21 protein-coding genes are annotated in these 23,243 nt (G+C 61.4%); 18 read left to right on the top strand and 3 right to left on the bottom strand.

Going from position 1 to position 23,243, the window contains the following annotated elements:
* Positions 1–46: 46 nt before the first annotated feature.
* From ACM6IO_RS12560 to ACM6IO_RS12505, 12 genes are all read left to right on the top strand, one after another.
* A complete protein-coding gene (locus ACM6IO_RS12560; protein WP_207285608.1) occupies positions 47–670 on the top strand; it encodes an SGNH/GDSL hydrolase family protein in 624 nt (207 codons plus the stop codon).
* Complete coding sequence (locus ACM6IO_RS12555) at positions 667–1,335, top strand: alginate O-acetyltransferase AlgF (protein WP_192226620.1); 669 nt, start codon at positions 667–669, stop codon at positions 1,333–1,335. The genes ACM6IO_RS12560 and ACM6IO_RS12555 overlap by 4 nt, the downstream gene beginning before the upstream one ends.
* An 18-nt stretch (positions 1,336–1,353) precedes the next feature.
* Positions 1,354–2,769 (top strand): MBOAT family O-acyltransferase, encoded by a 1,416-nt coding sequence (locus ACM6IO_RS12550; RefSeq protein ID WP_192226622.1) that lies wholly within the window; start codon positions 1,354–1,356, stop codon positions 2,767–2,769.
* Positions 2,770–2,780: 11 nt separating this feature from the next.
* Positions 2,781–3,923 carry an alginate O-acetyltransferase AlgX-related protein gene (locus ACM6IO_RS12545; RefSeq protein WP_414911558.1) on the top strand — a complete coding sequence of 381 codons (1,143 nt, stop codon included), beginning with the start codon at positions 2,781–2,783 and terminating at the stop codon, positions 3,921–3,923.
* A 304-nt stretch (positions 3,924–4,227) separates the two neighbouring features.
* On the top strand, positions 4,228–5,115 hold the full coding sequence (locus ACM6IO_RS12540; RefSeq protein ID WP_414911557.1) for a TauD/TfdA dioxygenase family protein: 888 nt from the start codon (positions 4,228–4,230) through the stop codon (positions 5,113–5,115).
* 18 nt (positions 5,116–5,133) lie between these two features.
* A complete protein-coding gene (locus ACM6IO_RS12535; protein ID WP_008024498.1) occupies positions 5,134–6,159 on the top strand; it encodes an ABC transporter substrate-binding protein in 1,026 nt (341 codons plus the stop codon).
* Positions 6,160–6,164: 5 nt separating this feature from the next.
* Complete coding sequence (locus ACM6IO_RS12530) at positions 6,165–7,025, top strand: ABC transporter ATP-binding protein (protein ID WP_008024500.1); 861 nt, start codon at positions 6,165–6,167, stop codon at positions 7,023–7,025.
* Positions 7,026–7,045: 20 nt separating this feature from the next.
* Positions 7,046–7,912 carry an ABC transporter permease gene (locus ACM6IO_RS12525; RefSeq protein ID WP_207285547.1) on the top strand — a complete coding sequence of 289 codons (867 nt, stop codon included), beginning with the start codon at positions 7,046–7,048 and terminating at the stop codon, positions 7,910–7,912.
* Between the two features lie 202 nt (positions 7,913–8,114).
* Entirely contained in the window at positions 8,115–9,041 is a 927-nt protein-coding gene (locus ACM6IO_RS12520; RefSeq protein ID WP_192226630.1) for a LysR family transcriptional regulator, read from the top strand.
* Between the two features lie 212 nt (positions 9,042–9,253).
* Positions 9,254–10,792: an MFS transporter gene (locus tag ACM6IO_RS12515; RefSeq protein ID WP_414911556.1), complete on the top strand. Its 1,539-nt coding sequence runs from the start codon at positions 9,254–9,256 to the stop codon at positions 10,790–10,792.
* A 26-nt stretch (positions 10,793–10,818) separates the two neighbouring features.
* Complete coding sequence (locus tag ACM6IO_RS12510) at positions 10,819–11,883, top strand: HlyD family secretion protein (protein WP_414911555.1); 1,065 nt, start codon at positions 10,819–10,821, stop codon at positions 11,881–11,883.
* A complete protein-coding gene (locus tag ACM6IO_RS12505; protein ID WP_414911554.1) occupies positions 11,880–13,466 on the top strand; it encodes an efflux transporter outer membrane subunit in 1,587 nt (528 codons plus the stop codon). Before ACM6IO_RS12510 ends, ACM6IO_RS12505 begins: the two co-directional genes overlap by 4 nt.
* Here ACM6IO_RS12505 and ACM6IO_RS12500 read toward each other — a convergent pair.
* Positions 13,447–14,136: an NYN domain-containing protein gene (locus ACM6IO_RS12500; protein WP_414911553.1), complete on the bottom strand. Its 690-nt coding sequence runs from the start codon at positions 14,134–14,136 to the stop codon at positions 13,447–13,449. The two genes, ACM6IO_RS12505 and ACM6IO_RS12500, sit on opposite strands and share 20 nt — an antisense overlap.
* 500 nt (positions 14,137–14,636) lie before the next feature.
* Between ACM6IO_RS12500 and ACM6IO_RS12495 the strand changes: the two genes are divergently transcribed.
* The 4 genes from ACM6IO_RS12495 to ACM6IO_RS12480 are packed head-to-tail and all read left to right on the top strand — an operon-like array spanning position 14,637 to position 19,344.
* Complete coding sequence (locus ACM6IO_RS12495) at positions 14,637–15,422, top strand: efflux RND transporter periplasmic adaptor subunit (RefSeq protein ID WP_192417301.1); 786 nt, start codon at positions 14,637–14,639, stop codon at positions 15,420–15,422.
* Positions 15,419–16,738 carry an efflux RND transporter periplasmic adaptor subunit gene (locus tag ACM6IO_RS12490; RefSeq protein WP_414911552.1) on the top strand — a complete coding sequence of 440 codons (1,320 nt, stop codon included), beginning with the start codon at positions 15,419–15,421 and terminating at the stop codon, positions 16,736–16,738. Before ACM6IO_RS12495 ends, ACM6IO_RS12490 begins: the two co-directional genes overlap by 4 nt.
* Positions 16,739–18,835, top strand: a complete 2,097-nt coding sequence (locus tag ACM6IO_RS12485) for an HlyD family efflux transporter periplasmic adaptor subunit (RefSeq protein WP_414911551.1) — start codon at positions 16,739–16,741, stop codon at positions 18,833–18,835. It abuts the gene before it with no gap.
* A gap of 11 nt (positions 18,836–18,846) precedes the next feature.
* Entirely contained in the window at positions 18,847–19,344 is a 498-nt protein-coding gene (locus ACM6IO_RS12480; protein WP_414911550.1) for a GNAT family N-acetyltransferase, read from the top strand.
* Between the two features lie 125 nt (positions 19,345–19,469).
* Here the strand turns inward: ACM6IO_RS12480 and ACM6IO_RS12475 are convergent, their stop codons facing one another.
* Positions 19,470–19,781 (bottom strand): DUF6916 family protein, encoded by a 312-nt coding sequence (locus ACM6IO_RS12475; RefSeq protein ID WP_414911549.1) that lies wholly within the window; start codon positions 19,779–19,781, stop codon positions 19,470–19,472.
* A 54-nt stretch (positions 19,782–19,835) separates the two neighbouring features.
* Complete coding sequence (locus tag ACM6IO_RS12470; RefSeq protein ID WP_414911548.1) at positions 19,836–20,423, bottom strand: phage tail protein; 588 nt, start codon at positions 20,421–20,423, stop codon at positions 19,836–19,838.
* 239 nt (positions 20,424–20,662) lie between these two features.
* Here ACM6IO_RS12470 and ACM6IO_RS12465 point away from each other — a divergent pair, with 239 nt between their 5' ends.
* Positions 20,663–22,234 carry a glycosyltransferase family 39 protein gene (locus tag ACM6IO_RS12465; protein WP_414911547.1) on the top strand — a complete coding sequence of 524 codons (1,572 nt, stop codon included), beginning with the start codon at positions 20,663–20,665 and terminating at the stop codon, positions 22,232–22,234.
* Positions 22,235–22,386: 152 nt separating this feature from the next.
* On the top strand, positions 22,387–23,232 hold the full coding sequence (locus ACM6IO_RS12460) for a sulfotransferase family protein (protein WP_404943250.1): 846 nt from the start codon (positions 22,387–22,389) through the stop codon (positions 23,230–23,232).
* Positions 23,233–23,243 lie beyond the last annotated feature (11 nt).

Below are 23,243 nucleotides of genomic sequence, written 5' to 3'. Positions count from 1 at the left end.
AGTTTGCACCGTGGCAGTATCGATTTTGGCAGGCATGACCATTTTGATGATTGGCGACAGCCACCTGGCAACGCCTGACTATCTGATTTCCTCCCTGCACGACAGCCTGGTTGCCCAGGGTGCGACCGTGCATACCTTGGGTATTTGCGGCGCCAATGCCGGTGACTGGCTCAAAGCCACGCCGGGCACCTGCGGTGGCGCCGAGCGTCGTGGCACGGAAAAAACCGTGGTGCTGGGCGGCAAAGCCGCGACCTTGCCGATCAGCCAATTGCTGGCCACCGACAAACCGGACCTGGTGCTGATTGTCATGGGCGACACCATGGCCAGCTACACCAAACCGGCGTTCCCGAAAGCCTGGTTGTGGCAGCAGACCACTGCGCTGACCAAGGAAATCGCGGCCAACGGCACCCGTTGCGCGTGGGTCGGCCCGAACTGGGGCACCGAAGGCGGCAAGTACGGCAAGACGTTTGCCCGGGTCGAGATGACCTCCAAGTTCCTCGCCGCCAACGTGGCGCCGTGCAGCTACATCGACTCGCTGCAGTTCTCCAAGCCGGGCCAATGGGCCACGGTGGACGGTCAGCATTTGACCGCGCCGGGCTACAAAACCTGGAGTGCTGACATCAGCAAGGCTCTGCTGGAAGCCCCGGCCGTCAAGGAAGCCAAGAAATGATCAAGCTGTTCGCGGCGCTCGCGGCCGTCCCGGTGTTGTCGATCAGTACCCTGGCCCACGCCGAAGTGGCGTTGTACCCCACCGGCCCGGCCGAAGATTCGGCGTTCATCCGCTTCGTCAACACCGGCACCGCGCCGCTGGACGTGATCGCTCAGGCCGGCCAACCGCCGCTGCGTCTTGAAGTGGCCGCACCGGTATCGTTGTTTTTCCCGGTGCAGGCCAGCAGTCCGATCAAGGGCAGCCTGGTCAGCGGTGCGCAAAAACTGGCCATGGATTTGAAAGTCGAGCCCGGTGAATTCGCGACCGTGCTGGTGTTGCCGGACGGTGCAGGCATCAAGCAAGTGGCGGTGCGCGAGCAGCCGGACGACTTCAACGGCCTGAAAGCGTCGCTGGCGTTCTTCAACGTCGACGCTTCGTGCGCCGATGCCAGTCTGCGTCCTGCCGGGCGTACCGCCGACCTGTTCAAAGCGGTGCCGGTCGACAGCTTGCAACGTCGCTCGATCAACCCGGTGAGCCTGTCGGTGCAATTGGTGTGCGCCAACGCGAACGTCGGCGGGCCGCTGGATCTGGGGGAACTCAAGGCGGGTGAGCGCTACAGCGTGCTGCTGGTGCCGTCGGCCGCAGGACCGCGTCTGTTGAACGCCACGGACTCGTTGTCCCACTGATCGGATCTCTGTGCCGCCATGGTCTTCGCCTCATTAGAGTTCCTGACATTGTTTTTGCCAGCGTTTCTGCTGGTCTACGCTTTGGGCCGACCGGCCTGGCGCAATGTCATCCTGTTGCTCGGCAGTTGGCTGTTCTACGGCTGGCTGAGCCCGTTGTTCCTGACGCTGCATATCGTGCTGACGATTGTGGCGTGGGTGGGCGGCCTGCTGGTGGCCCGCGCACCGGACGGCTCCCGTGGGCGAGTGCGGCTGTTGATCGCGTTGATCGTGTTCAACACGGCGGTGTTGTGCTGGTACAAATACGCCAACATCCTCGCCGGGACCTGGAGTGAGCTGATCACCTATTACGGGGCGATGCCGCTGGAATGGCAGCGGGTGGCGCTGCCGGCGGGCCTGTCGTTCATCGTGCTGCAGGCGATTTCCTATCTGGTGGATGTGCATCGGCATACCGTGCCGGTGGAGCGCAGTTTCATCAATTACGCCACGTACATTTCCATGTTCGGCCACTCCATTGCCGGCCCGATCATTCGTTATGACTGGGTGCGCCGGGAGCTGACGCAACGGTATTTCAGTTGGCAGAATTTCTCCCTCGGTGCACGTCGATTCATGATCGGCATGTGCATGAAAGTGCTGGTGGCCGATACGCTGTCGCCGCTGGTGGATGTCGCGTTCCACCTGGAAAACCCGTCCTTTGTCGACGCCTGGATTGGTTGCCTGGCCTACTCGCTGCAACTGTTTTTCGACTTCGCCGGCTACAGCGCCATGGCCATCGGCCTAGGCCTGATGCTGGGCTTTCACTTTCCGGAAAACTTCAACCGGCCGTACCTGGCCAGCAGCATCCAGGACTTCTGGCGGCGCTGGCATCTGTCGCTGTCGAGTTGGCTGCGCGACTACCTGTACATCGCCCTTGGCGGCAACCGTAACGGTGCGTGGAAGACTTATCGCAACCTGTTCCTGACCATGGCCATCGCCGGTTTGTGGCACGGCGGCGACAGCTGGAATTACCTGCTGTGGGGTTCGGCGCACGGGGTCGCATTGTGCGTTGATCGCCTCTGGTCCCGTTCCCGATTGCCAAACATTCCGCCGTTGCTCTCGCACAGCCTGACGCTGTTGTTCGTGTTCCTCGCCTGGACGCTGTTCCGCGCGCCGGATTTCCATTCGGCGATGACAATGTATGCCGGGCAGTTTGGCCTGCATGGCTTTGCGTTGGGCGATGCGCTGGCGGTGACCCTGCGCCCGGTGCATGGGCTGGCAGCGCTGCTCGGCGTGGTGTGCATCCTCGCGCCGCTCCTGCAAAGCCGTGTCGAGCAGCGGTTCGCCCGCCACGCCTTGTTCGTTCCGGTCACGGCTCTGTGGCCGGTGGCGGGGTTCCTGCTTTCGTTTGCGTTGATCGCAAGCCGTGAAGCCGTACCCTTTCTGTACTTTCAGTTCTGATGACCGCGCCCATGACTTCTTCGTCTCCCGCACCGGCTCAACCCTGCGAACGTACCGCCCGCATCAGCAAGCTGTCGGGCGTCGTGTTCGTGGCTTTTCTGGCGCTGGGTTTCGCCTCTTGCGCCTGGCTGCTGGCGAGCGGCAAAGTCGAGTTCGTGCCGCCAAAACTCACGCGTCAGGCCGCACTGGAAGGCGACATCACCCACAAGATCGCCAAGCAGTTGTCGCAGGCGTCGGTGCCTGAGCAGGCGGCGAATCTGGAGCGCGGCGCAAGCTGGCTGGCGCTGCACGATACCGGCCCACGGGTGCGCTCGGGGTGTGCCGGCTGGTTGTTCCTGACCGATGAGATGCGCATCAACCGTCACGCCGGCGCCAATGCCGATACCAAGGCCGGCGTGGTGCGTGAACTTCAGCAACGCCTGGTCAAACGCGGCGTCACGTTGCTGGTGGCGGTGGTGCCGGACAAGAGCCGTATCGCCCAGATGCAATTGTGCGACCTGCGTCGCCCGGCGATGTTGCAGGACCGCGCTGCGACGTGGGTCGATGGGCTGAACAAGGCCGGTGTCGCTGCTGTGGACCTGACGCCGAGCCTGCAACCGTTGGGCGCTGACGCGTACCTGCGCACGGACACCCACTGGAGCGAAACAGGCGCCGCCGCCGCAGCCAAAGCCGTGGCCGCGCAGGTGCAGCGCATGGGCATCAGCGCCACGCCGCACAAAGATTTCGAGGCGCAGGTGCAAGAACCGGCTCGCCGTCCGGGTGACCTGGTCAGGCTTGCCGGTCTGGAATGGCTGCCGGTGACCCTGCAACCGGCCCCGGAAACCGTGGCGGCCACCCGGATCAGCGAGAAAGCGGCCGCAGCGCAAAGCGGCAGCGATAACCTCGATGACCTGTTTGGCGATGACAACCTGCCGAACGTGGCGCTGATCGGAACCTCGTTCTCGCGCAACTCCAACTTCGCGGGATTCCTGCAGCAGGCGCTGGGTGCGCCGATCGGCAATTTCGCCAAGGACGGCGGCGAGTTTTCCGGTGGCGCCAACGGCTACTTCAACAACCCGGCGTTCAAACAGACGCCGCCCAAGCTGATCATCTGGGAAATCCCCGAGCGGGATTTGCAGACGCCCTACAGTGAAGTGATCGATTGGGCGAAGTGAGGTGGGGCTGATGGCCTCTTCGCGAGCAAGCCCGCTCCCACAGTTAACCGAGTAGTCCTGACGGACACGGTCAAGGTGGGAGCGGGCTTGCTCGCGAAGGCTGCCTGACAGACAACACAATTCAAAAGCCATATCGTTATTCGCTAACGGTATTTAAATTTCAATTCTTATATCTATAAAGTCACTCTCCTGCGTACCTGCCGACCAATCGGCGCGCCGCACGAAACGAACCAACACGGGACCTCCGTGAGTTTCTGATCGACGCGCGCGCCCTTGAGCGTGCCGTGCGTGGGAGTGATTTTTTATGTCAGCCGTCTCTGCATCACCTGCAATCGCACCGCAAACCTTCGAGATTCGCCCGTTCAGCGGTGCCGTCGGAGCCGAAATCATCGGCCTGGACCTGTCCCGCCCGATCAATGATCAGGACTTCGCCCGCATCCATCGCGCGCACCTGGATCATCACGTCGTGGTGTTCCGCGACCAACGCATTACCCCCGAACAGCACATCGACTTCAGCCGCCGTTTTGGCGTGTTGCAGATCCACGTGCTCAAGCAGTTCCTGCTGACCGGGCACCCGGAAATCCTCATCGTTTCCAACATCATCGAAAACGGCCAATCCATCGGCCTCGGTGACGCCGGCAAGTTCTGGCACTCCGACCTGTCCTATAAAGAATTGCCGAGCCTGGGCTCGATGCTGCACGCCCAGGAATTGCCGTCCGAGGGCGGCGACACCTTGTTCGCCGACATGCACAAAGCCTGGGACAACCTGCCTGAAGCGTTGCGCAAAGCGGTCGAAGGTCGCTCGGCGGCGCACTCGTACACGGCGCGTTACAGCGAGACCAAATTCGAAGGCAACTGGCGTCCGACCCTGACGCCGGAGCAACTGGCCCAGGTTGCCGAAGTCGTCCACCCCATCGTGCGCACGCACCCGGAAAACGGTCGCAAGGCGTTGTTCGTCAGCGAAGGTTTCACCACCCGCATCGTTGGTTTGCCGGAGGACGAGAGCAAGCAACTGCTCGACGAGCTCTACGCCCACAGCGTGCTGCCGCACAACATCTACCGCCATCAGTGGCAGCCCCATGACCTGGTGTTCTGGGACAACCGTTCGCTGATCCACCTCGCCGCCGGATGCCCCAGCCATCTGCGCCGCAAGTTGTATCGCACCACCATTCAGGGCGACGCGCCTTTCTGATTTGTCGGAGATTGAATCATGTCCAAACGTCTTCCCTTTGCACCGCTGGCTGCGGCCATCGGCCTGGGTTTCAGCCTGATCGCCGGCAGCCTGGTGGCGCCGACTGTGGCTCACGCCGAAGGTGAAATCCGCATCGCCGAACAGTTCGGCATCGTTTACCTGTTGCTCAACGTGGTGCGCGATCAGAACCTGATCGAAAAGTACGGCAAGCAGGAAGGCATCGACATCAAGGTCGACTGGACTCAGCTGTCCGGCGGCGCGGCGGTCAACGATGCGTTGCTTTCCGGTTCGATTGATATCGCCGGTGCCGGCGTCGGTCCGCTGCTGACCATCTGGGACCGCACCCACGGCAAGCAGAACGTCAAAGCCGTGGCTTCTCTCGGCAACTTCCCGTACTACCTGGTGAGCAACAATCCGAAGGTCAAAACCATCGCCGACTTCACCGAGAAGGACCGCATCGCGGTGCCGGCCGTGGGCGTGTCGGTGCAGTCGCGCTTCCTGCAATACGCCGCCGCCAAGCAATGGGGCGACAAGGAATTCAATCGCCTCGACAAGTACACCATCGCCGTTCCGCACCCAGACGCCACGGCGGCGCTGATTGCCGGCGGCACCGAGTTGACCGGGCATTTCTCCAACCCGCCATTCCAGGATCAGGCGCTGGCCAACCCCAACGTCCATGTGGTGTTGAACACCTATGACCTGCTCGGCCCGAACTCGCCGACGGTGCTGTTCGCCACCGAGAAATTCCGCAACGAGAACCCGAAAACCTATAAGGCGTTCGTCGAGGCGCTGACCGAAGCGGCGCAATTTGCCCAGAACGATAAAGGCGCCGCCGCCGATACCTACATTCGCGTGACCAAGGCGAAAATCGATCGCGCCGCGCTGCTGAAAATCATCGATAACCCGCAGTTCGAATTCAGCGTCACGCCGAAAAATACCTACCCACTGGCCGAGTTCCTCTACCGCGTCGGCGCGATCAAAAACAAACCGGATTCATGGAAGGATTACTTCTTCCAGGACACCAAACCGCTGCAAGGGAGCTGACCGACATGAACGCCCCTTTGCAAGGCCACACGGTCAGCAAACCGAACGTCGCAGCCCAGGCGCTGCTGTCGGTCGACAACGTCAGCCTCGAATACCGCACGCCGCAGCGTGTGGTTCGAGCGACCCACCAAGTCAGTTTTGAAATCGACCCGGCGGACCGCTTTGTGCTGCTCGGTCCTTCCGGTTGCGGCAAATCCACGTTGCTCAAGGCGGTTGCCGGGTTCATTCAGCCCGTTGAAGGCGAGATTCGTCTGCAAGGGCAAACCGTCCATGCACCGGGGCCCGACCGGATCGTGGTGTTCCAGGAATTCGATCAGCTGCCGCCATGGAAAACCGTCAAACAGAACGTGATGTTTCCGCTGCTGGCGTCGAAAACCCTCAAGCGCCAAGAGGCCGAGGAACGGGCGCTGCACTATCTGGACAAGGTCGGGCTGGCGGCATTTGCCGATGCCTATCCGCACACCTTGTCTGGCGGCATGAAGGCTCGCGTTGCCATCGCGCGGGCATTGGCGATGCAGCCGAAAATCCTCCTGATGGACGAACCCTTCGCTGCCCTCGACGCCCTTACACGCCGCAAGATGCAGGAAGAATTGTTGCTGCTGTGGGAAGAGGTGCGTTTCACGTTGCTGTTCGTCACGCACTCCATCGAAGAAGCGCTGGTGGTGGGCAATCGCATCCTGCTGCTGTCGCCGCATCCCGGTCGGGTACGGGCGGAAGTCCACAGCCATCAGTACGATTTGCACAGTCTTGGCGGCGTGGCGTTTCAGGAGTCGGCGCGGAGGATTCATCGGTTGTTGTTCGATGAAGGCCAGTCACCGGAAACCGAGCGCGAGCTGGATTTTTCCGACATTCGCATCGCTTACTGAGCCATTGAGAGGAGTGCCCGATGAGCCAGTTATCATCTGCGCGTGAAGAGTTCGAAACCGTTTTGCAGCCGCTGACCAGCGTCCCGCTGGAGCGTGAGTTGCCCCTGGGTCAACGCCTGTGGCAACAGGGCTGGATTCGCAAAAGCCTGATCCTGATTCTGCTCGCGGTGCTGTGGGAAGTGGTTGCCCGCATTCAGAACAACGACTTGCTGCTGCCGAGTTTCCTGCAAACCGCCGTTGCGCTGTATGACGGCCTGCTCAGCGGCGAATTGCTAGGCAAGGTGTGGATTTCGCTGGTGGTGTTGCTGAAGGGGTATTTGATCGGCATCGTCCTGGCGTTTGCCCTGACCACTTTGGCGGTGTCGACACAGTTCGGTCGCGATCTGCTGAGTACGCTGACTTCGATGTTCAACCCGCTGCCGGCGATTGCACTGCTGCCGCTGGCGCTGCTGTGGTTTGGGTTGGGGCAGAACAGCCTGATTTTCGTGCTGGTGCATTCGGTGCTCTGGGCGTTGGCGTTGAACACCTATGCGGGGTTCCTGGGGGTCTCGGAAACCTTGCGCATGGCCGGGCGAAATTACGGTTTGAAGGGCATGCGTTTCGTGCTGTTCATCCTGATTCCGGCGGCGCTGCCGTCGATTCTCGCCGGGCTGAAAATCGGCTGGGCCTTTGCCTGGCGCACGCTGATCGCCGCTGAGTTGGTGTTTGGTGCCACCAGCGGCAAGGGCGGTTTGGGCTGGTACATCTTTCAGAATCGTAATGAGCTGTACACCGACAAGGTGTTTGCCGGGTTGGCGGTGGTGATTCTGATTGGGTTGCTGGTGGAGAACCTGGTGTTTGATTCGCTGGAGCGGGTGACGGTGAAGCGTTGGGGGATGCAGCGCTGATTTTGTGGTGGTTGGGCTGGCCCCTTCGCGAGCAAGCCCGCTCCCACATAGGATTTCCAGTGGATGCAGATTTTGTGTTCAATGAATCACCCATGTGGGAGCGGGCTTGCTCGCGAAGGGGCCTGATCTGCCAACACATCAATCTGGGGATGTTTGCTAGCATTGCGTCTGAATCAATCAAGATCAGGCAAGAGTGCTCAGCATGCAACTCCCGGACATGAATCTTCTGGTCGCCCTCGACGCCTTGCTCGACGAAGGCAGTGTGGTGGGCGCCGCGCGCCGCATGAACCTCAGCCCGGCGGCCATGAGCCGCACGCTCACACGAATCCGCGAAGCCATCGGCGATCCGATTCTGGTGCGTGCCGGCCGCGGTCTGGTGCCCACGCCCAAGGCATTGGCGTTGCGCGAGCAGGTGCGGGAGGTGGTGGAACAGGCCGCGTTGTTGTTCCGTTCCGCCGATGACGTGGAGCTGGGCAGTTTGCGCCGACGCTTCAGCATCCGCGCCAACGATTTCTTTGTCGGTGTCTACGGCGGCAAGCTGTTCGACACCATGGAGCGTCAGGCGCCGCACTGCGAATTGCGCTTCGTTCCGGAGGGCGATGGGGATGACGAAGCGTTGCGTGAAGGGCGCATCGATCTGAGCGTCAGCAACAATCGGCCGCTGATGCCGGAAGTGAAGGTCCAGAACCTGTTCTCCACCCATTTTGTCGGCCTGGTGCGCGAAGACCATCCGCTGTTCGACGAAGAAATCACCGCCGAGCGTTTTGCCGGGTTTTCTCACATCAGCATGTCCCGGCGCGGGATTGCTCGCGGCCCGATCGATACCGCGCTCAATGCCTTGGGCCTGGAGCGGCGAGTGGCGGTGATCGCGCCGAGTTTCCATGCGGCGATGTTTGCCTTGCCTGATTCCGATCTGATTCTGCCGGTGCCCAAGGAAGCGCTGCTGAGCGTGCGGCGGCTGGGCTTGAAATTGCGCTCGTTCACCCTGCCGATCCCGTTGCCGACCCTCATGCTGACCCAGGCCTGGCACCCGCGTTTTGACAAAGACCCGGCGCATCGCTGGATGCGTGAAACCCTCAAGGCGTGTTGCGATGCGACATGGCTGGCCGCGCAACCCACGTCAGACTGAACACGGACCCCTGTAGGAGCCGGCTTGCTGGCGATAGCGATTTTTCATTCAACATCTTCATCGACTGATACACCGCTATCGCCAGCAAGCCGGCTCCTACAGGGTTTTGTATTGCTGCGTGGAGCGCACTTATAAGCTGCCGATAAGTTGATTTTCGTCAGGTCTCGCGCTTCTTAAAATGCTCCGACATTCACATCCCGGAGCTTGCAGTAATGACTTCCCTCACGGCCCCGGCACCTCTCGCCGTGGCCAGCCCAACGGTCGCCGTGACGCCACCGGTCTTCGGTCCGCGAATCATCATCGGCTTGGTGGGTGTTTTGCTGGCGGTGCTGGTGTCGAGCCTCAACGAGATGGTGACCAAGGTCGCCCTCGCCGATATTCGCGGCGCATTGGCCATCGGCTATGACGAAGGTACCTGGCTGGTCGCCAGTTACACCGCGACCTCGGTGGCCGCGATGGCGTTCGCGCCGTGGTGCTCGGTGACGTTCTCGTTGCGGCGCTTCACCCTCTGCGCGATCAGCGTGTTCACGTTGTTGGGCGTGCTGTGTCCGTTCGCCCCGAACTACGAAAGCCTGCTGCTCATGCGCACTTTGCAAGGCCTGGCGGGCGGTGCCTTGCCGCCGATGTTGATGACCGTCGCCCTGCGTTTTTTACCGGCCAACGTGAAGCTCTACGGTCTTGCCGGGTATGCCCTTACGGCCACCTTCGGTCCGGGGCTCGGCACGCCGCTGGCCGGGTTGTGGACCGAGCATGTCGGCTGGCAATGGACGTTCTGGCAAATCATCGCGCCGTGCCTGCTCGCCATGGCAGCGGTGGCCTACGGCTTGCCCCAGGATCCGCTGCGCCTTGAGCGTTTCAAGCAGTTCAACTGGCGCGGACTGCTGCTGGGTTTTCCGGCGATCTGCATGCTGGTGATCGGCATCCTGCAGGGCAATCGGCTGGACTGGTTCGAGTCGACCCTGATCTGCGGATTGCTCGGCGGAGGGCTGGTGTTGCTGGTGCTGTTCCTGATCAACGAATGGTCGCAGCCGACGCCTTTTTTCAAGATGCAGATGCTCGGCATCCGCAACCTGTCGTTCGCCTTGCTGACCCTGGCGGGTGTGCTGGTGATTTTGCTGGCGGTGATCATCATTCCGTCCAGTTACCTCGCGCAGGTCCAGGGTTATCGTCCGGTGCAGACTGCACCGGTCATGTTGCTGGCGGCGCTGCCACAGTTGCTCGCACTGCCGTTGGTGGCGGCGTTGTGCAACTTGCGCTGGGTCGATTGTCGTTGGGTGTTGGGGATCGGCCTGAGCATGCTGGCGATGTCGTGCATCGGTGGCTCGCAACTGACATCGGCGTGGATTCGCGACGATTTCTACGTGCTGCAACTGCTGCAAATCTTCGGTCAACCGATGGCGGTGTTGCCGCTGTTGATGCTCTCGACCGGCAGCATCAGCCCGATGGAAGGGCCGTTCGCTTCGGCCTGGTTCAACACCGTCAAAGGCCTGTCGGCGGTGATCGCGACTGGCGTAATCGACGCGCTGACCACATCGCGGCTGCATTTTCATTCGACCATGCTGGTGGACCGTCTCGGCAACTCGCCACTGGCCGACAGCGACAGCGCGGGCCTTGCCCACCGGCTGCATGAGCAAGCCGTGGTGCTGACCGCCTCGGACCTTTATCTGTGTATGAGCGGTGTCGCCTTGGCGCTGATCCTGTTGATTTTCTGGCTGCCGACGCGGATCTATCCGCCGCGTGCGCCGACATGAATGCTTCACTGAAACAGAAGGTTTTTATGACGACTCAATCCAAGCAAAAAATCGCCGTCGCAATGGCCTCCGTGGTGGCGGTCGGCGTGCTGGTGTATCTGCTGGCGCCGGGAGTTTTTGGCAAGCGCGCGCAACAGAACACCAATGACGCCTTTGTCTCTGCCGACTTCACGTTGGTCGTGCCTCGCGTCGCCGGGTTCATCAAGGAAGTGCTGGTGGAAGACAATCAGCAGGTCAAGGCCGGGCAGTTGCTGGCGCTGATCGATGACCGTGACCTGCGCGCTGCCGCTCAAGCCGCCGACGCCGAAACGCTGGTGGCGCGGGCGCAACTGCAAAACGCTCGGGCGACCCTTGAGCGCCAGACATCAGTGATTGCGCAGGCGCAAGCCACGGTGGTGTCGGCGAAGGCTGAAATGGCGTTCGCCGAGCATGAATTGAACCGCTACAACCACCTTGCCGGCGTTGGCGCGGGTACGGTTCAGAATGCTCAGCAAGCACGTACGCGCATTGATCAAGCCAGCGCCCGGTTAGCCAATGCCACAGCGGTACTGTCGGCGGAGCGCAAGCAAGTGGAGATCCTCACGGCCCAACGTGACGCCGCCGACGGTGGATTGAAACGGGCGCAAGCGGCACTGGAAATGGCCAGCTACGAGCTGTCCTATACGCGCATCGTCGCGCCGCAGGACGGTATGGTGGGCGAGCGTGCGGTGCGTGTCGGTGCGTATGTCACGCCGGGTAGCAAGCTGCTGGCCGTGGTACCACTGGCGCAAGCGTATGTGGTCGCCAATTTCCAGGAAACCCAACTGACCGAGGTGCAGCCGGGGCAGGGTGTGCAGGTGCGCGTCGACAGCCTTGGCGGCGAAGCGTTGCGCGGTCGTGTCGAGAGCATTGCTCCGGCCACCGGGGTGACTTTCGCGTCGATCAAACCGGACAACGCGACCGGCAATTTCACCAAGGTTGTGCAGCGGATTCCGGTGAAAATCGTCCTCGATCCGGGGCAGCCATTGGCTGAGCGGTTGCGGGTGGGGATGTCGGTGGAGGCGAGTATTGATACGGCTGAAACCGGGAAGCATGAGGTTGCGCAACGATGAAGATGTTTGTTAACCGGGCTGGCCTCATCGCGAGCAGGCTCGCTCCCACAGGGGATCTCCTTTTGAGCAGTGATTGTGTGCATGACTCAACCTCAATGTGGGAGCGAGCCTGCTCGCGAAGAGGCCGTCAGCTTCAACTCACCCTTTGCGCCTTGCTCGTCATGAGCCTCACCGCCTGCACCGTCGGCCCTGACTTCCAGAAGCCTCAAGCCCGGCAAGTTACCGAATGGTCGAAACCGTCGAAAGCCGCCGCCAGTGAAGTGAAAACCGCTGACATGGACGAACGCTGGTGGGAAGTTTTCCAGGACCCGAAACTCTCGGCCCTGACCCAACGCGCTCTGACCGACAACCTCGACCTGAAACTCGCCAGCAGCCGTTTGCAGCAAAGCCGCGCCGCGCGCCAGGTGATCACCGCCGAACGCTATCCCAACACCGCCGCCACCGGCAGCTACGGGCGCAAACGCAACAGCGGTGAAGGCCTGAGCGATCCGTCGGGGCACCACGGTGACTCGGCGTTCAACCTGTGGGACGCAGGTTTCTCGGCCTCCTGGGAGCTGGATTTCTGGGGGCGTGTGCGACGTGAAACCGAAGCGGCTGACGCCACCCTTGAAGTCGCGGAAAACGACCAGCGCGGCGTGCTGCTGTCGGTGCTCGCCGAAACCGCCCAGGACTACATTCAACTGCGCGGCGTGCAAAGCACACGAGCCGTCACCGAGCAGAACCTCGACGTCGCCCGCCACAGCCTGAAGCTGTCGCAACTGCGCCTGGCCGACGGTGTCGCCACCGACCTGGATGTCGCCGAAGCCGCCGCGCAAGTCGCGGCCATCGAATCGCGCTTGCCGGCACTGGAGCAGCGCCAGTCGCAACTGATCAACGCGCTGAGCCTGTTGATGGGCGAGCCGCCGCAAGCGCTGCACGCTGAGTTATCCACAGACGCGCCGGTGCCACAAACCCCGCGTCAGGTCGCCATCGGCCTGCCGTCGCAACTGGCCGAGCGCCGCCCGGACATCCGCCAGGCCGAAGCCCGCTTGCATGCCGCCACCGCAAACATTGGCGTGGCCAAGGGCGATTTCTATCCGCGCATCACCCTGTCGGGCAACCTTGGTTCGCAGGCCATGCAACTGAGCGACTTCGGCTCATGGGGCTCACGTGCTTTCGGCATCGGCCCGCAATTCAGTCTGCCGCTGTTCGACGGTGGTCGCCTGCGCGGTGTGCTGAATTTGCGTGAAGCGCAACAACAGGAAGCCGCCATCGCCTACCAACAAACCGTGCTGCGCGCCTGGCACGAAATCGACGATCAACTGACCGCCTACAACGCCAGCCAACTGCGCCGCGACAGCCTCGCCGAAGCCGTACGCCAAAACCAGATCGCCCTGCGCACCGCGCAACAGCAGTACGTGGAAGGCGTGGTGGATTTCGTCAACGTACTCACCGTGCAAGGTGAATTGCTGGCGACTCAGCAGCAATGGGTCGAAAGTTCGACCGGAGTGTCGCTGGCGATGGTCGGGTTGTACAAGGCGTTGGGTGGGGGATGGGAGTCGGTGTATCCGGTAGTAGAGGGCGCTACCAGTAATCCGGTTTGATCGCGGGTGCTTTGTGGGTGGGGACTCGGGGCGGAAACTGGTGCGAGTGCAACTCTTCTGAGGAGACGACTCGGCGCATCCAGTGGGAATGTTCTATCAGCGAGCCGTGTGGAGAGCGTTTGAATCCGGTCCGGCATGGAAGAACCACGCCCACGGTCACTTGCGGGAAGTCCTCTCGGATAGCGCGTAACGCGGGAGTCATGTCGGTATCTCCGGATACCAGAACGAATTGCTGTATGTGTTCAGTCATGTGAATGTTGGCCTGCCTGGCGGCCGTGCGGTACATGCTGATTGCGATATGGACGTCGGTTTCTTTCTCTTCGAGTTTCCATATCGCGACTTTATCCTGGCGTGAGGCAGCGATTTTTTTGTCGATAAAACGTGGCGCTGCGGCCCTCTCAAGTTGGTGACGGCCATAATGAACAGTCACATTGCTGGCTCTCAGGGCGCGAACGTAGGTGTCTTGAGCCTCTTTTGAAATCCTGCCACGAGTAGCCAGCTCAGGTTTGACGGAAGAGGTGAAGTAATCGATTGAGGCGAGGACGCTTTGAGGATTCTCGATATTGGCAATATGCGTCAGTAACCGCGGCAGGTTTAGCCATTTGTATGGCGTGCCGGCCAGCAATCCGTAGAACACGTTGTAGCCGTCAACAAAGAACGCAGTGCGCACAAATTCAATCCTCAGAAACGAAAAAACCGGCCGAAGCCGGTTTTTTCACCCCAACGGCCAGAGAACTGAATCTCTGCGTACGGGGTTGAGTAGTGGGTTGATCCTAAATGGGGTCCGCGATATGCGTCAACCATTGTCTGACCGAACTCTACTTCGCTGGATGTTTCTCCACCGCCGGCAACTCAGTTTTGTGTATTTGCCTGGCAAATGGTCAAGGTGCTTCGGGCTTCAACTATTAACAATTGTTGCGACTTTAAGGTTCCGGTGACAGCGAGTGTGTAGGGATGTGAATGTCTGTGACTACTTTCATTTTTGGCCGAGTGGAAGTTCCCCATTTCGTGTGGGATTTAATTCCATGTACTCATCGCATGGGTGATCAGCCCACTCCACGGGAAATAGTTATCAATTTGAAACCAGACATTTCCTACCAATAAACTCCACCCACTTGACGCTCACCCACGCTGTCATAGACTCCGCTCATCCGTCAGGGAGTTACGGTTATGCGACGAGTTCGTGTGTGGGTTATCGGATTGACCATTTTAACGTGTACCGCTCAGGCGCAAACGCCCGTGCCAGACGATCCGCTGCTGGACAGCAGCACCGTCGGCAGCGGCGGTTCGGCAGCCAGCACCGAGGCCCGTGGTGTGTTGCGGGCCAGGGATCAGGCGATGCTTGCCAGTGAGTTGTCCGGGCGGATTGTCGAGTTGCCGTTCAGTGAGGGCGAGTCGTTCAAGAAGGGCGATACGCTGGCGCGTTTCGATTGTTCGGCTTATCAGGCGCAGCTCAATGCGGCGCAGGCTGCGAGCCGTGGGGCCGGTGAGGAGTTGGCTCACAACAAACAACTGGCGGCGTTGAATTCGGTCGGGCGCTTCGAAGTGGCGCGGGCCGAGGCAAGGCTCAGCGAGACGCAGGCGCAATCTCAGGTGTATCAGGTTCAGGTCAAACGCTGCAGCGTGGTTGCGCCGTTTGATGGCCAAGTGGTGGAGCGCAAGGTTCAGCGTTTTGAAAGCGTTGCCGCCGGCGCGCCGTTGCTGGATGTAGTCGACAACCGCACCCTGGAAATCCATTTGCTGGTGCCGTCGCGCTGGATGGGCAAACTCAAGCCCGGCCAGACGTTCAGTTTTGTCCCCGATGAAACCGGCCGGCCACTGGATGCCACGGTCAAACGACTGGGGGCGCGAATTGACGAGGGCAGCCAGACCTTGCTGTTGGTCGCGACGTTGCCCAATGCCTCTGGTTTGTTGGCCGGCATGAGCGGCACGGCGCGTTTCGCGGAGCTCAAGTGAACGCTCCGGTCAGCGGCGGCGCGGAGCAGGTCTTCGCCCGCTTTCTCGATCTTGAGCGCCAGACCCGCGCCGCACGCACTCCGTCGCAACTGGCCTACAGCCTGGTCAATGACGCTCAGGCGTTGTTCGGTTTTCGTCATGCCGCGTTGTTGATTGCCGGCAAGGTGCACGCGGTGACGGGCGTGAGTACCGTCGACCCGAACGCGCCGTTCGTGGCGTTCGTCGAGCAGGCCGTGGCGCAGTTGTTCAAGCGTGATGTGCTGAAGCAGGCGCGGGTGATTGCGCCCGATCTGCTCAGCGAATCGATTCAGGCGGACTGGCAAAGTCTGTCCGCCGCCCAGGTGTTCTGGTTGCCGCTGATCGATCACCAAAGCGAAGTGTTCGGCGGACTGTGGCTGGCCCGGGATTTACCGTGGAACCCGGCGGAACAAGTGCTGCTGTCGCAACTCGGCGACACTTACAGTCACGCCTGGCTGGCGCTGCAACCGCACAAGCCCTGGCGACTGCGCTGGACCCGAAAACGTCAGGTCGCGTTGATCGTGCTGCTGGTGCTCGGAATGTTGATCCCGGTGCGCCAATCGGTGCTGGCGCCGGCCGAAGTAGTGCCATTGGGCGGGCGCGTCGTGGCTGCGCCGCTGGACGGCGTGATCGCCGAGTTCCTGGTCAAACCCAACCAGACCGTGAAAACCGGCGACCCATTGCTGCGCTTCGAAGGCACCACCCTCAAGGCTCAGGCTGATGTGGCCGAACGCGCGTTGGGCGTTGCCGAAGCTGAATTGAAAGCCAATTCCCAGCGCTCGTTTGCCGATGCCGAGTCCAGTTCGAAGATTGACTTGCTGGCGGCGCGCGTCGAACAAAAACGCGCCGAACGGGACTACGCCCGTGAATTGCTCAAACGCAGCGAAGTGCGGGCCGAGCGCGACGGTATCGCGGTGTTCGCCGACGCCGAACGCTGGACCGGCAAACCGGTGCAGACCGGCGAACGGCTGATGGAAATCGCCGACCCGAGCCAGGCCGAACTGCGTATCGAGCTGGCGGTGAGCGATGCGATTTCCCTGGAGCCGGGTGCGCAAGTCGCGCTGTTCCTCGACAGTGATCCGTTGCAACGGCATTCGGCCCGGCTCGAGCGCGCCGCATACGAAGCACAACCCACTTCCGGCGGGCAGTTGGCCTATCGGCTCGATGCCAGTTTCGATCAGGCGCCGCCGCGCATCGGCTTGCGAGGGACGGCGAAAATCTTCGGCGATCGCGCGCCCCTGGCGCTGTACCTGTTACGTAAACCACTGGCCGGTTTGCGCCAGAGCGTGGGCCTGTAGATGAGCCTGCCGAGCCTGCGTGCGGATTTGCAACTGACGCCCGCTTCACCGGCGCTGGATGGCTCGCCGCGCTGGACGTTGGCCGACCCGGTGCGCGGTCGCTATTTCAAGCTCGGGGTGGCGGCGATGCGCTTGCTGCGACATTGGTCCCTGGGCGATCCCGAAAAAATACTGCACGCCGCCAATCGCGAGCCGGGTTTGCCGTTGGCCGGCAGCGATCTGGAGCAACTGCTGAGCTTTCTGCGCAGCCACGATCTGATCAGCGCCCTCGACCCGCAGCAGCGTGAAAGTTACAACTTGAAAGCCGCCGCCCAGCATCAGTCGTGGTGGCAGGTCTTGTTGCATCAGTACCTGTTTTTCCGGATTCCTCTTTGGCGGCCGGATGCTTTTCTCAATCGCGCCTGGCCCTGGCTGTCGCGATTTGGTCCGCAAACGCTGCGCTTCGGATTGCCGGCAACACTGATCCTGGGGGTATTTCTGGTGTCCCGGGATTGGCAGCGATTCATCGCGACTTTCCCCCATTTGTTCAGCCTGGGTGGCGCGCTGGCCTTCGGTGTGGCGTTGTTCTTTGCCAAGCTGTGCCACGAATTCGGCCACGCGTTCATGGCCAAGCGCGCGGGTTGTCGGGTGCAAAGCATGGGCGTGGCGTTCATGGTGCTGCTGCCGATGTTCTACACCGACGTCAGCGATGCCTGGCGGGTCAATAATCGACGTGCCCGCTTGCTGATCGGGGCCGGTGGCGTGTTGGCCGAACTGCTGCTGGCGAGTATCGCGCTGCTCGCCTGGTCGCTGTTGCCCGACGGGCCGGCGCGCACGGCGGCGTTCATGCTCGCCAGTGCCACCTGGATTACCACGCTGGTGATCAACCTCAACCCGTTCATGCGGTTCGACGGCTACTTTTTGCTCAGTGATTTCTGGGACGTGGAGAACCTGCAAGGGCGAGCCTTTGCCCTGTGCCGCTGGCATCTGCGTGAGACCTTGTTCGGCTATGGCGCCCCGGCTCCGGAACCCTGGTCGCCGACGATGCGGCGGCGTTTGCTGGTCTGGGGGTATGGAACGTGGTTGTGGCGCGCGGTGCTGTTTTTCGGGATTGCGCTGGCGGTGTACCACTTGTTCTTCAAGCTCCTGGGGATTTTCCTGATGCTGGTGGAGCTGGTGTGGTTCATCTTTCTGCCTATCGTGCGCGAGTGGCGCGAGTGGTGGAGCCAGCGTGAGCACGCCCATGTGTCGCGGGTGTTGTTGAGTGCGTTGGGGCTGGCCGCGCTTGTACTGTTTCTGGCGCTGCCCTGGCGCAGTGCCGTGGAACTGCCGTCGATGCTCGAGGCCGGGCGCGTCAGTACCTTGCATGCGCCGGTGGCGGCGCGGGTCAAGCAAGTGAACGTCAGTGACGGGCAGGTGGTGGCTCAGGGCGATGTGCTGATCGAATTGGTGTCCCCGGACCTGGATTCGCGCCAGGCCATCGTCCGTCGCGAAATCCAGATCCAGCAATTGCAGATGCGCCGCCAGGCAAGTCGCAGCGAAACCGCCGCCGATGCGGGCATTGTCGAGCAGCGCCTGGCGGAGGCCGTGGCCGAGTACCGTGGGTTGGCTGCGCAACGGGAGCGGCTGCTGATTCGGGCACCACAGGCGGGCAAGGTGCGTGATCTGTTGCCGCAGTTATCCGCCGGCCGCTGGTTGTCGCCCAACGATCCGTTGGCGCGGGTGGTGGAAGACGGCGCACGGCTGCGGGGTTATCTGGCCGAGGCTGAGTTGTGGCGTGTTGCACCGGGCGCCAGTGGGCGGTTTATCGCCGATGATCCGATGCACCCGGCGATCGCGGTGCAATTGACCGAAATCGACACCAACGGTGCGACCTATGTCGATCAGGAGGCATTGACCTCCGATCACCACGGGCCGATTGCCGTGCGCCGGGATGCCTCGCAGCGGGCCGAGCCGGTACAGGGACAATACGGCGCGCGGCTGAACACCCTCGAGGCCACCCCGACGCCGCTTCAACCTTTGCGTGGCGTGGTGGTGTTGCAGGGGAGCGGCGAGTCATTGCTGGGCGTTGCCTGGCGGCGAATGGCCGCGTTGGGTGTCAGGGAAAGCGGTTTCTAGGGAGAGCAGCGATGGCGAGCACGGATTCTGTGGTGGCCGACGGTTTGGTGGTGCGGCCGTCGCGCGTTAACGATGGACCTTTTCTGCACAGGCTTTATCAATCGGCACGACCGGATCTGCAATGGATCGACGGCGAGCGAGAGGTGGTTGAGCAGGTCATCACCCAGCAATTCCAGGTACAGGAACAAGGGCTGGGAGAGCACTTCCCCAACGCGATGCACTACGTGATCGAAAAACTCGACACGGCCATCGGTGCGTTGACCACCGACTTTGGTCCCAATGAAATCCGCGTGCTGTACCTGGCGTTCATCCCGCAGGCTCGTGGCCAGGGTTACGGTCGGGCGGTGCTGCAAGGGGTGCAGAAAGCAGCGCAGCAGATTCGCTGCCCGGTGGCCACGGTGGTCTGGGCCAACAATGCCCACGCGCGCCAGCATTACCTGGCGCTGGGGTTTCAGGTTGAAGAGCGTAATCCGGCGGCGGAGCGGTTGGTGTGGTATCCGAATGGCTGAGCGCACCGCCGAACCTCAATGTGGGAGCGGGCTTGCTCGCGAAGGCGGTGTGTCAGTCGACAAAACGCTGCCAGACACACCGCTTTCGCGAGCAAGCCCGCTCCCACATTTTGATCCCGGTGTGTTCAGTTGAATGCGATGTAGAAGTAACCCACGCCCGGATCCCTGCCCATGGCGGGCACCCGCGAGACAAAAATATCCTCCACGTGGCCAAGTTCCGGTAACTCCAGCGCACACAACCCATCTACGAACTCTGTGGGTTGCAGGCTGTTGAACTCGACCCGGAACGGCATGCGCTCGCTTTTCGGCATCCGCGCCCGGGGTGATTCTTCAAGGCTGTCGATATGGATCGGCAGCTCACTGCCATCCGGCAACCGCAGCGTGCGAGTCTTGCCCAGCAGTGTCTGAAAGTGTTGGTGTTGAACCTGTTGCAGCATGGCGTCACTCCCAAAATGAAAGTGACCGGGGGCGTTGAATCCCCCGGCCGGATTTCAACCGCGCGAAGGGAACAGCCCTTCCAGGGCAATGCTGAAGTTCAGCACCAGGAACGGGTTCATCGTTTCCATGGGCAGGCCGTCGCCGGCGGACGAGATTTCCCCGGTGACCGTCGTGGCCACACCCTTGAGCGGCACGGCCGCCGCACCTTGCTGATCGGAGTAAATGCTCGCCGAGCCCGGTCCGCCGCCGGAAGCGCCGATGTACGAGTTGGTCGCGGTGGGGGTGGTGACCGGGTTGCTCGCCGGGCTGGCCAGTTGCAGGGTGGTAGTGGCCGTCAGCCCGGACAGGGCGTGGGTGTGATTGGGCAGGTTGGTGATGGTCGCGGTGACGTTCTCGGTCCCGGAGAACTCGCCGATGACGCGTGGGGTCAGGTTCAGCCCGTTACCCATGCACACCGGCATTCGGCCTTGCAGGTTGGGCAGCATGAAGTTGGAGACGCCATTGCCTCCGAAGTTGACGCCCAGCAGCGCGAACATTGCGTTGTATTGCTGGATTGCGAGCGTCTGGCCATTACACAAGGCCCAGCCGCTGGGCGCGTAGTTAAAGGCGAAAGGCTGGATAGTGCCGATGAATACTTCCATAGTTCCTCATCCCTCAGGTTAGTTGTCTGGCGCGCCACAAGCGTGGTCCGGACATCCGGCCCCATCGTTGCGATCAGCCGACTCCATTCATTTCCCTGGCTGAGTCACGCCAAACCAGAGCGTAGTTGATGCGCCTCACGGCCGAATGTCGCTGGTCGCAAAACCGGCATCGACGACGAACCGGCGCCGTCCTAAAGTGATCAACAGGCAGGGTGGTCGAGGGCTGTTTCAGGGGGGTAATGGAGGCGCGCAGAGAAACACCGTTTGGCGGCACCCATGAGCCGCACGCCGCACCCGGCATCTGGGCGATTGTTCAGCGCTGGTTGCGCTGGGCGCAGGAGCACTGGCTGTTGCCGATCCTGACGTTGGCGGCGCTGGTGCGTTTCTACGACCTGACGGCGGCCGCCATTTGGGGTGATGAAGGGTCCAGCCTGCTGCTGAGTCAGTATTCAGTGGCCGACATCTGGGTCCATGCGGCCCATGACGTGCACCCTCCGCTGTATTTCCTGCTGCTGCATGGCTGGGTCGGGTTGTTCGGCGATGGCATTTTTTCGATCCGCTGCCTCAGCGCCTTGCCCGGCATCGTCACGGTATGGCTCGGCGTCTGGCTGATGGATTTGCTCGCCACTCGCCGTGCAGCGCTGCTGGCCGGTTTCCTCTTGGCACTGTTGCCTACGGCGGTGCGCTACAGCCAGGAAGTGCGCATGTATTCGCTGCTGGGGTTGTGGCTGATCGGCGCGACGATTGCCCTGGCCTACTGGATCAGGCGCCCGCATCGCAGGCGATATCTGGTGGCGTATGTGCTGTTGATGACTGCTGCGTTCTACACCCACTACTTCACGGCCCTGTGCGTGCTCTGCCACTGGCTGTATCTGGGGTTGATCCGCGTCCAGCCGGGGCATCGCTTGCGCCATGTCCAACGCCCCGGCTGGTGGCTGGCGAATGTCGCGATCGTGTTGTTGTACCTGCCGTGGGCGCCGAGCCTGATCGATCTGCTCCAGCACCTGGATCAACTCAAGGCCAACGGCGATGTGGGCTGGGAAACGCCTGTCACGTTTGGCTCGTTGCCTTCGATGTTCTGGTCGTTTCTGATCCAGGACGATGGCGAGAACCTGCCGACGCTGATGTTCATCGCGATGCCGCTGGCGTTGCTGGCCATTGTGGGGGTGGCGCTGGCGCGGGACCGCAGTGTCTTTCGTGGCAGCGCCCTGCTGGTGATCTACACGGCGTTGCCGTTGCTGCTGGTGTTCGGGGTTTCGTTTATCACGCCGGTGTTCATCGAGCGCTACCTGACGGCGTATGCCCTGGGGCTGCCGATGATTGTCGCGCTGGCGGTTGATCGTCTGTATTCAGGCTTTCGGGTGCTGGCCGTGACGGTGCTGGTGCTGTTTGTCGGTGTTGAACTGGTGGGTTTGAAGAACAACGCCACGGTGGACACCAATGATCAGATCAACGTCATGGTCGACTACGTGAACCAGCACTTCGTGACCGGTGACCGGATCGTCACCAGCGACATGCTCTGGTACCTCAGTTACGTCTATTACAACCGCACCGAGGCCAAGCCGCTGCTGTTCACTCCGCCGCTGGCCAATGGCGCTTCGAGCCGGCCGAACGCCTATGGCTTTGGCACATTGGTGACTCAGGACACGTACCTCGACAGTCTCGACCGCTTGCCCAAGGGCAGTGGCCGAGTCTGGCTGATTGGCACCGTCGATGTTCCGGACGAATTCGCGCCGTTGCCCTCAGGCTGGCAGCGCTCGGGCGAAACACAGGCGGGAGGCGCCACTGCGCGATTGTTCGTACTGCATTGAGCCGGTGGAATGCTTAAACGATTCACCTCACAAGCAGTAATAAAAAACGCGTTTTAGTCAGCGCCGTAACTTCGATTTGATATCAAAACACCACTACTTCTAAGGCCATTCATGGTCTACGCTCCGTCATACATAAAGGACTTATGACTAGGGTGAAGGGATTGCAGCAGTTCCATTTTATTTCCGGCTTGCCGCGCTCGGGCTCGACCCTGCTTTCTGCAATCCTTTTGCAGAACCCGCGTTTCCATGCCGGCATGACCAGCCCCGTCGGCTCACTCTTTTCCGGTGTCCTCGAACAATGCAGCGCCGGCAGCGAGTTCGGCGCGGTGATCGATACCGACCTGCGTCGCCGTTTGCTTCGCGGCCTGTTTGACTCCTTCTACGCCGACAAGGCCGACAAACCGGTGGTGTTCGACACCAACCGCTTGTGGAGTTCGCGCCTGCCGGCCATCAGCGATCTGTTCCCGCAAGCCAAGGTCATTGCCTGTGTGCGCAACGTTGCCTGGGTCATGGACAGCATCGAGCGTCTTTATCGCGCCAACCCTTTTGAAAACACCAAGCTGTTCGGCGATGCGGTCGAACGCAACACGGTTTACAGCCGCTGCGAAACCCTCGCCCAACGCAATCGCCTGGTCGGTTTTGCCTGGGCGGCGCTCAAGGAAGCCTATTACGGTGAACACGCCGACTCGCTGCTGATCGTCGATTACGACCTGCTGACCCAGGCGCCTGACCGGGTGATGCGGCTGGTCTACGACTTCATTGGCGAACCCTGGTTCGAGCACGATTTCGACCACCTGGCCTACGATGCGCCGGAGTTCGATCAAGCCCTCGGCGTGTCCGGCCTGCACAAGGTCAAACCCAAAGTCGAGTTGCAATCGCGGCGCACGATTCTGCCGCCGGATTTGTTCAAGCAGTACGCAGAATTGTCCTTCTGGCTCGATGGCTCTGCCAGCGCCGCCAATGTCATTCGTATGAAAGCCGATGCTGCGATCAGTTGATCGCGGCGTTT

The organism is Pseudomonas sp. IT-P44, from assembly GCF_949768225.1.
Classification (GTDB): domain Bacteria; phylum Pseudomonadota; class Gammaproteobacteria; order Pseudomonadales; family Pseudomonadaceae; genus Aquipseudomonas; species Aquipseudomonas migulae.
This window is presented reverse-complemented; position numbering and strand designations above follow the sequence as displayed.

Excerpts from the sequence above, each read along its gene's own strand:
- ACM6IO_RS12560 (WP_207285608.1), top strand. The coding sequence starts at position 47 with ATGATTGGCGACAGCCACCTGGCAACGCCTGACTATCTGATTTCCTCC.
- ACM6IO_RS12555 (WP_192226620.1), top strand. The coding sequence starts at position 667 with ATGATCAAGCTGTTCGCGGCGCTCGCGGCCGTCCCGGTGTTGTCGATC.
- ACM6IO_RS12550 (WP_192226622.1), top strand. The coding sequence starts at position 1,354 with ATGGTCTTCGCCTCATTAGAGTTCCTGACATTGTTTTTGCCAGCGTTT.
- ACM6IO_RS12545 (WP_414911558.1), top strand. The coding sequence starts at position 2,781 with ATGACTTCTTCGTCTCCCGCACCGGCTCAACCCTGCGAACGTACCGCC.
- ACM6IO_RS12540 (WP_414911557.1), top strand. The coding sequence starts at position 4,228 with ATGTCAGCCGTCTCTGCATCACCTGCAATCGCACCGCAAACCTTCGAG.
- ACM6IO_RS12535 (WP_008024498.1), top strand. The coding sequence starts at position 5,134 with ATGTCCAAACGTCTTCCCTTTGCACCGCTGGCTGCGGCCATCGGCCTG.
- ACM6IO_RS12530 (WP_008024500.1), top strand. The coding sequence starts at position 6,165 with ATGAACGCCCCTTTGCAAGGCCACACGGTCAGCAAACCGAACGTCGCA.
- ACM6IO_RS12525 (WP_207285547.1), top strand. The coding sequence starts at position 7,046 with ATGAGCCAGTTATCATCTGCGCGTGAAGAGTTCGAAACCGTTTTGCAG.
- ACM6IO_RS12520 (WP_192226630.1), top strand. The coding sequence starts at position 8,115 with ATGCAACTCCCGGACATGAATCTTCTGGTCGCCCTCGACGCCTTGCTC.
- ACM6IO_RS12515 (WP_414911556.1), top strand. The coding sequence starts at position 9,254 with ATGACTTCCCTCACGGCCCCGGCACCTCTCGCCGTGGCCAGCCCAACG.
- ACM6IO_RS12510 (WP_414911555.1), top strand. The coding sequence starts at position 10,819 with ATGACGACTCAATCCAAGCAAAAAATCGCCGTCGCAATGGCCTCCGTG.
- ACM6IO_RS12505 (WP_414911554.1), top strand. The coding sequence starts at position 11,880 with ATGAAGATGTTTGTTAACCGGGCTGGCCTCATCGCGAGCAGGCTCGCT.
- ACM6IO_RS12495 (WP_192417301.1), top strand. The coding sequence starts at position 14,637 with ATGCGACGAGTTCGTGTGTGGGTTATCGGATTGACCATTTTAACGTGT.
- ACM6IO_RS12485 (WP_414911551.1), top strand. The coding sequence starts at position 16,739 with ATGAGCCTGCCGAGCCTGCGTGCGGATTTGCAACTGACGCCCGCTTCA.
- ACM6IO_RS12480 (WP_414911550.1), top strand. The coding sequence starts at position 18,847 with ATGGCGAGCACGGATTCTGTGGTGGCCGACGGTTTGGTGGTGCGGCCG.
- ACM6IO_RS12475 (WP_414911549.1), bottom strand. The coding sequence starts at position 19,781 with ATGCTGCAACAGGTTCAACACCAACACTTTCAGACACTGCTGGGCAAG.
- ACM6IO_RS12470 (WP_414911548.1), bottom strand. The coding sequence starts at position 20,423 with ATGGAAGTATTCATCGGCACTATCCAGCCTTTCGCCTTTAACTACGCG.
- ACM6IO_RS12465 (WP_414911547.1), top strand. The coding sequence starts at position 20,663 with ATGGAGGCGCGCAGAGAAACACCGTTTGGCGGCACCCATGAGCCGCAC.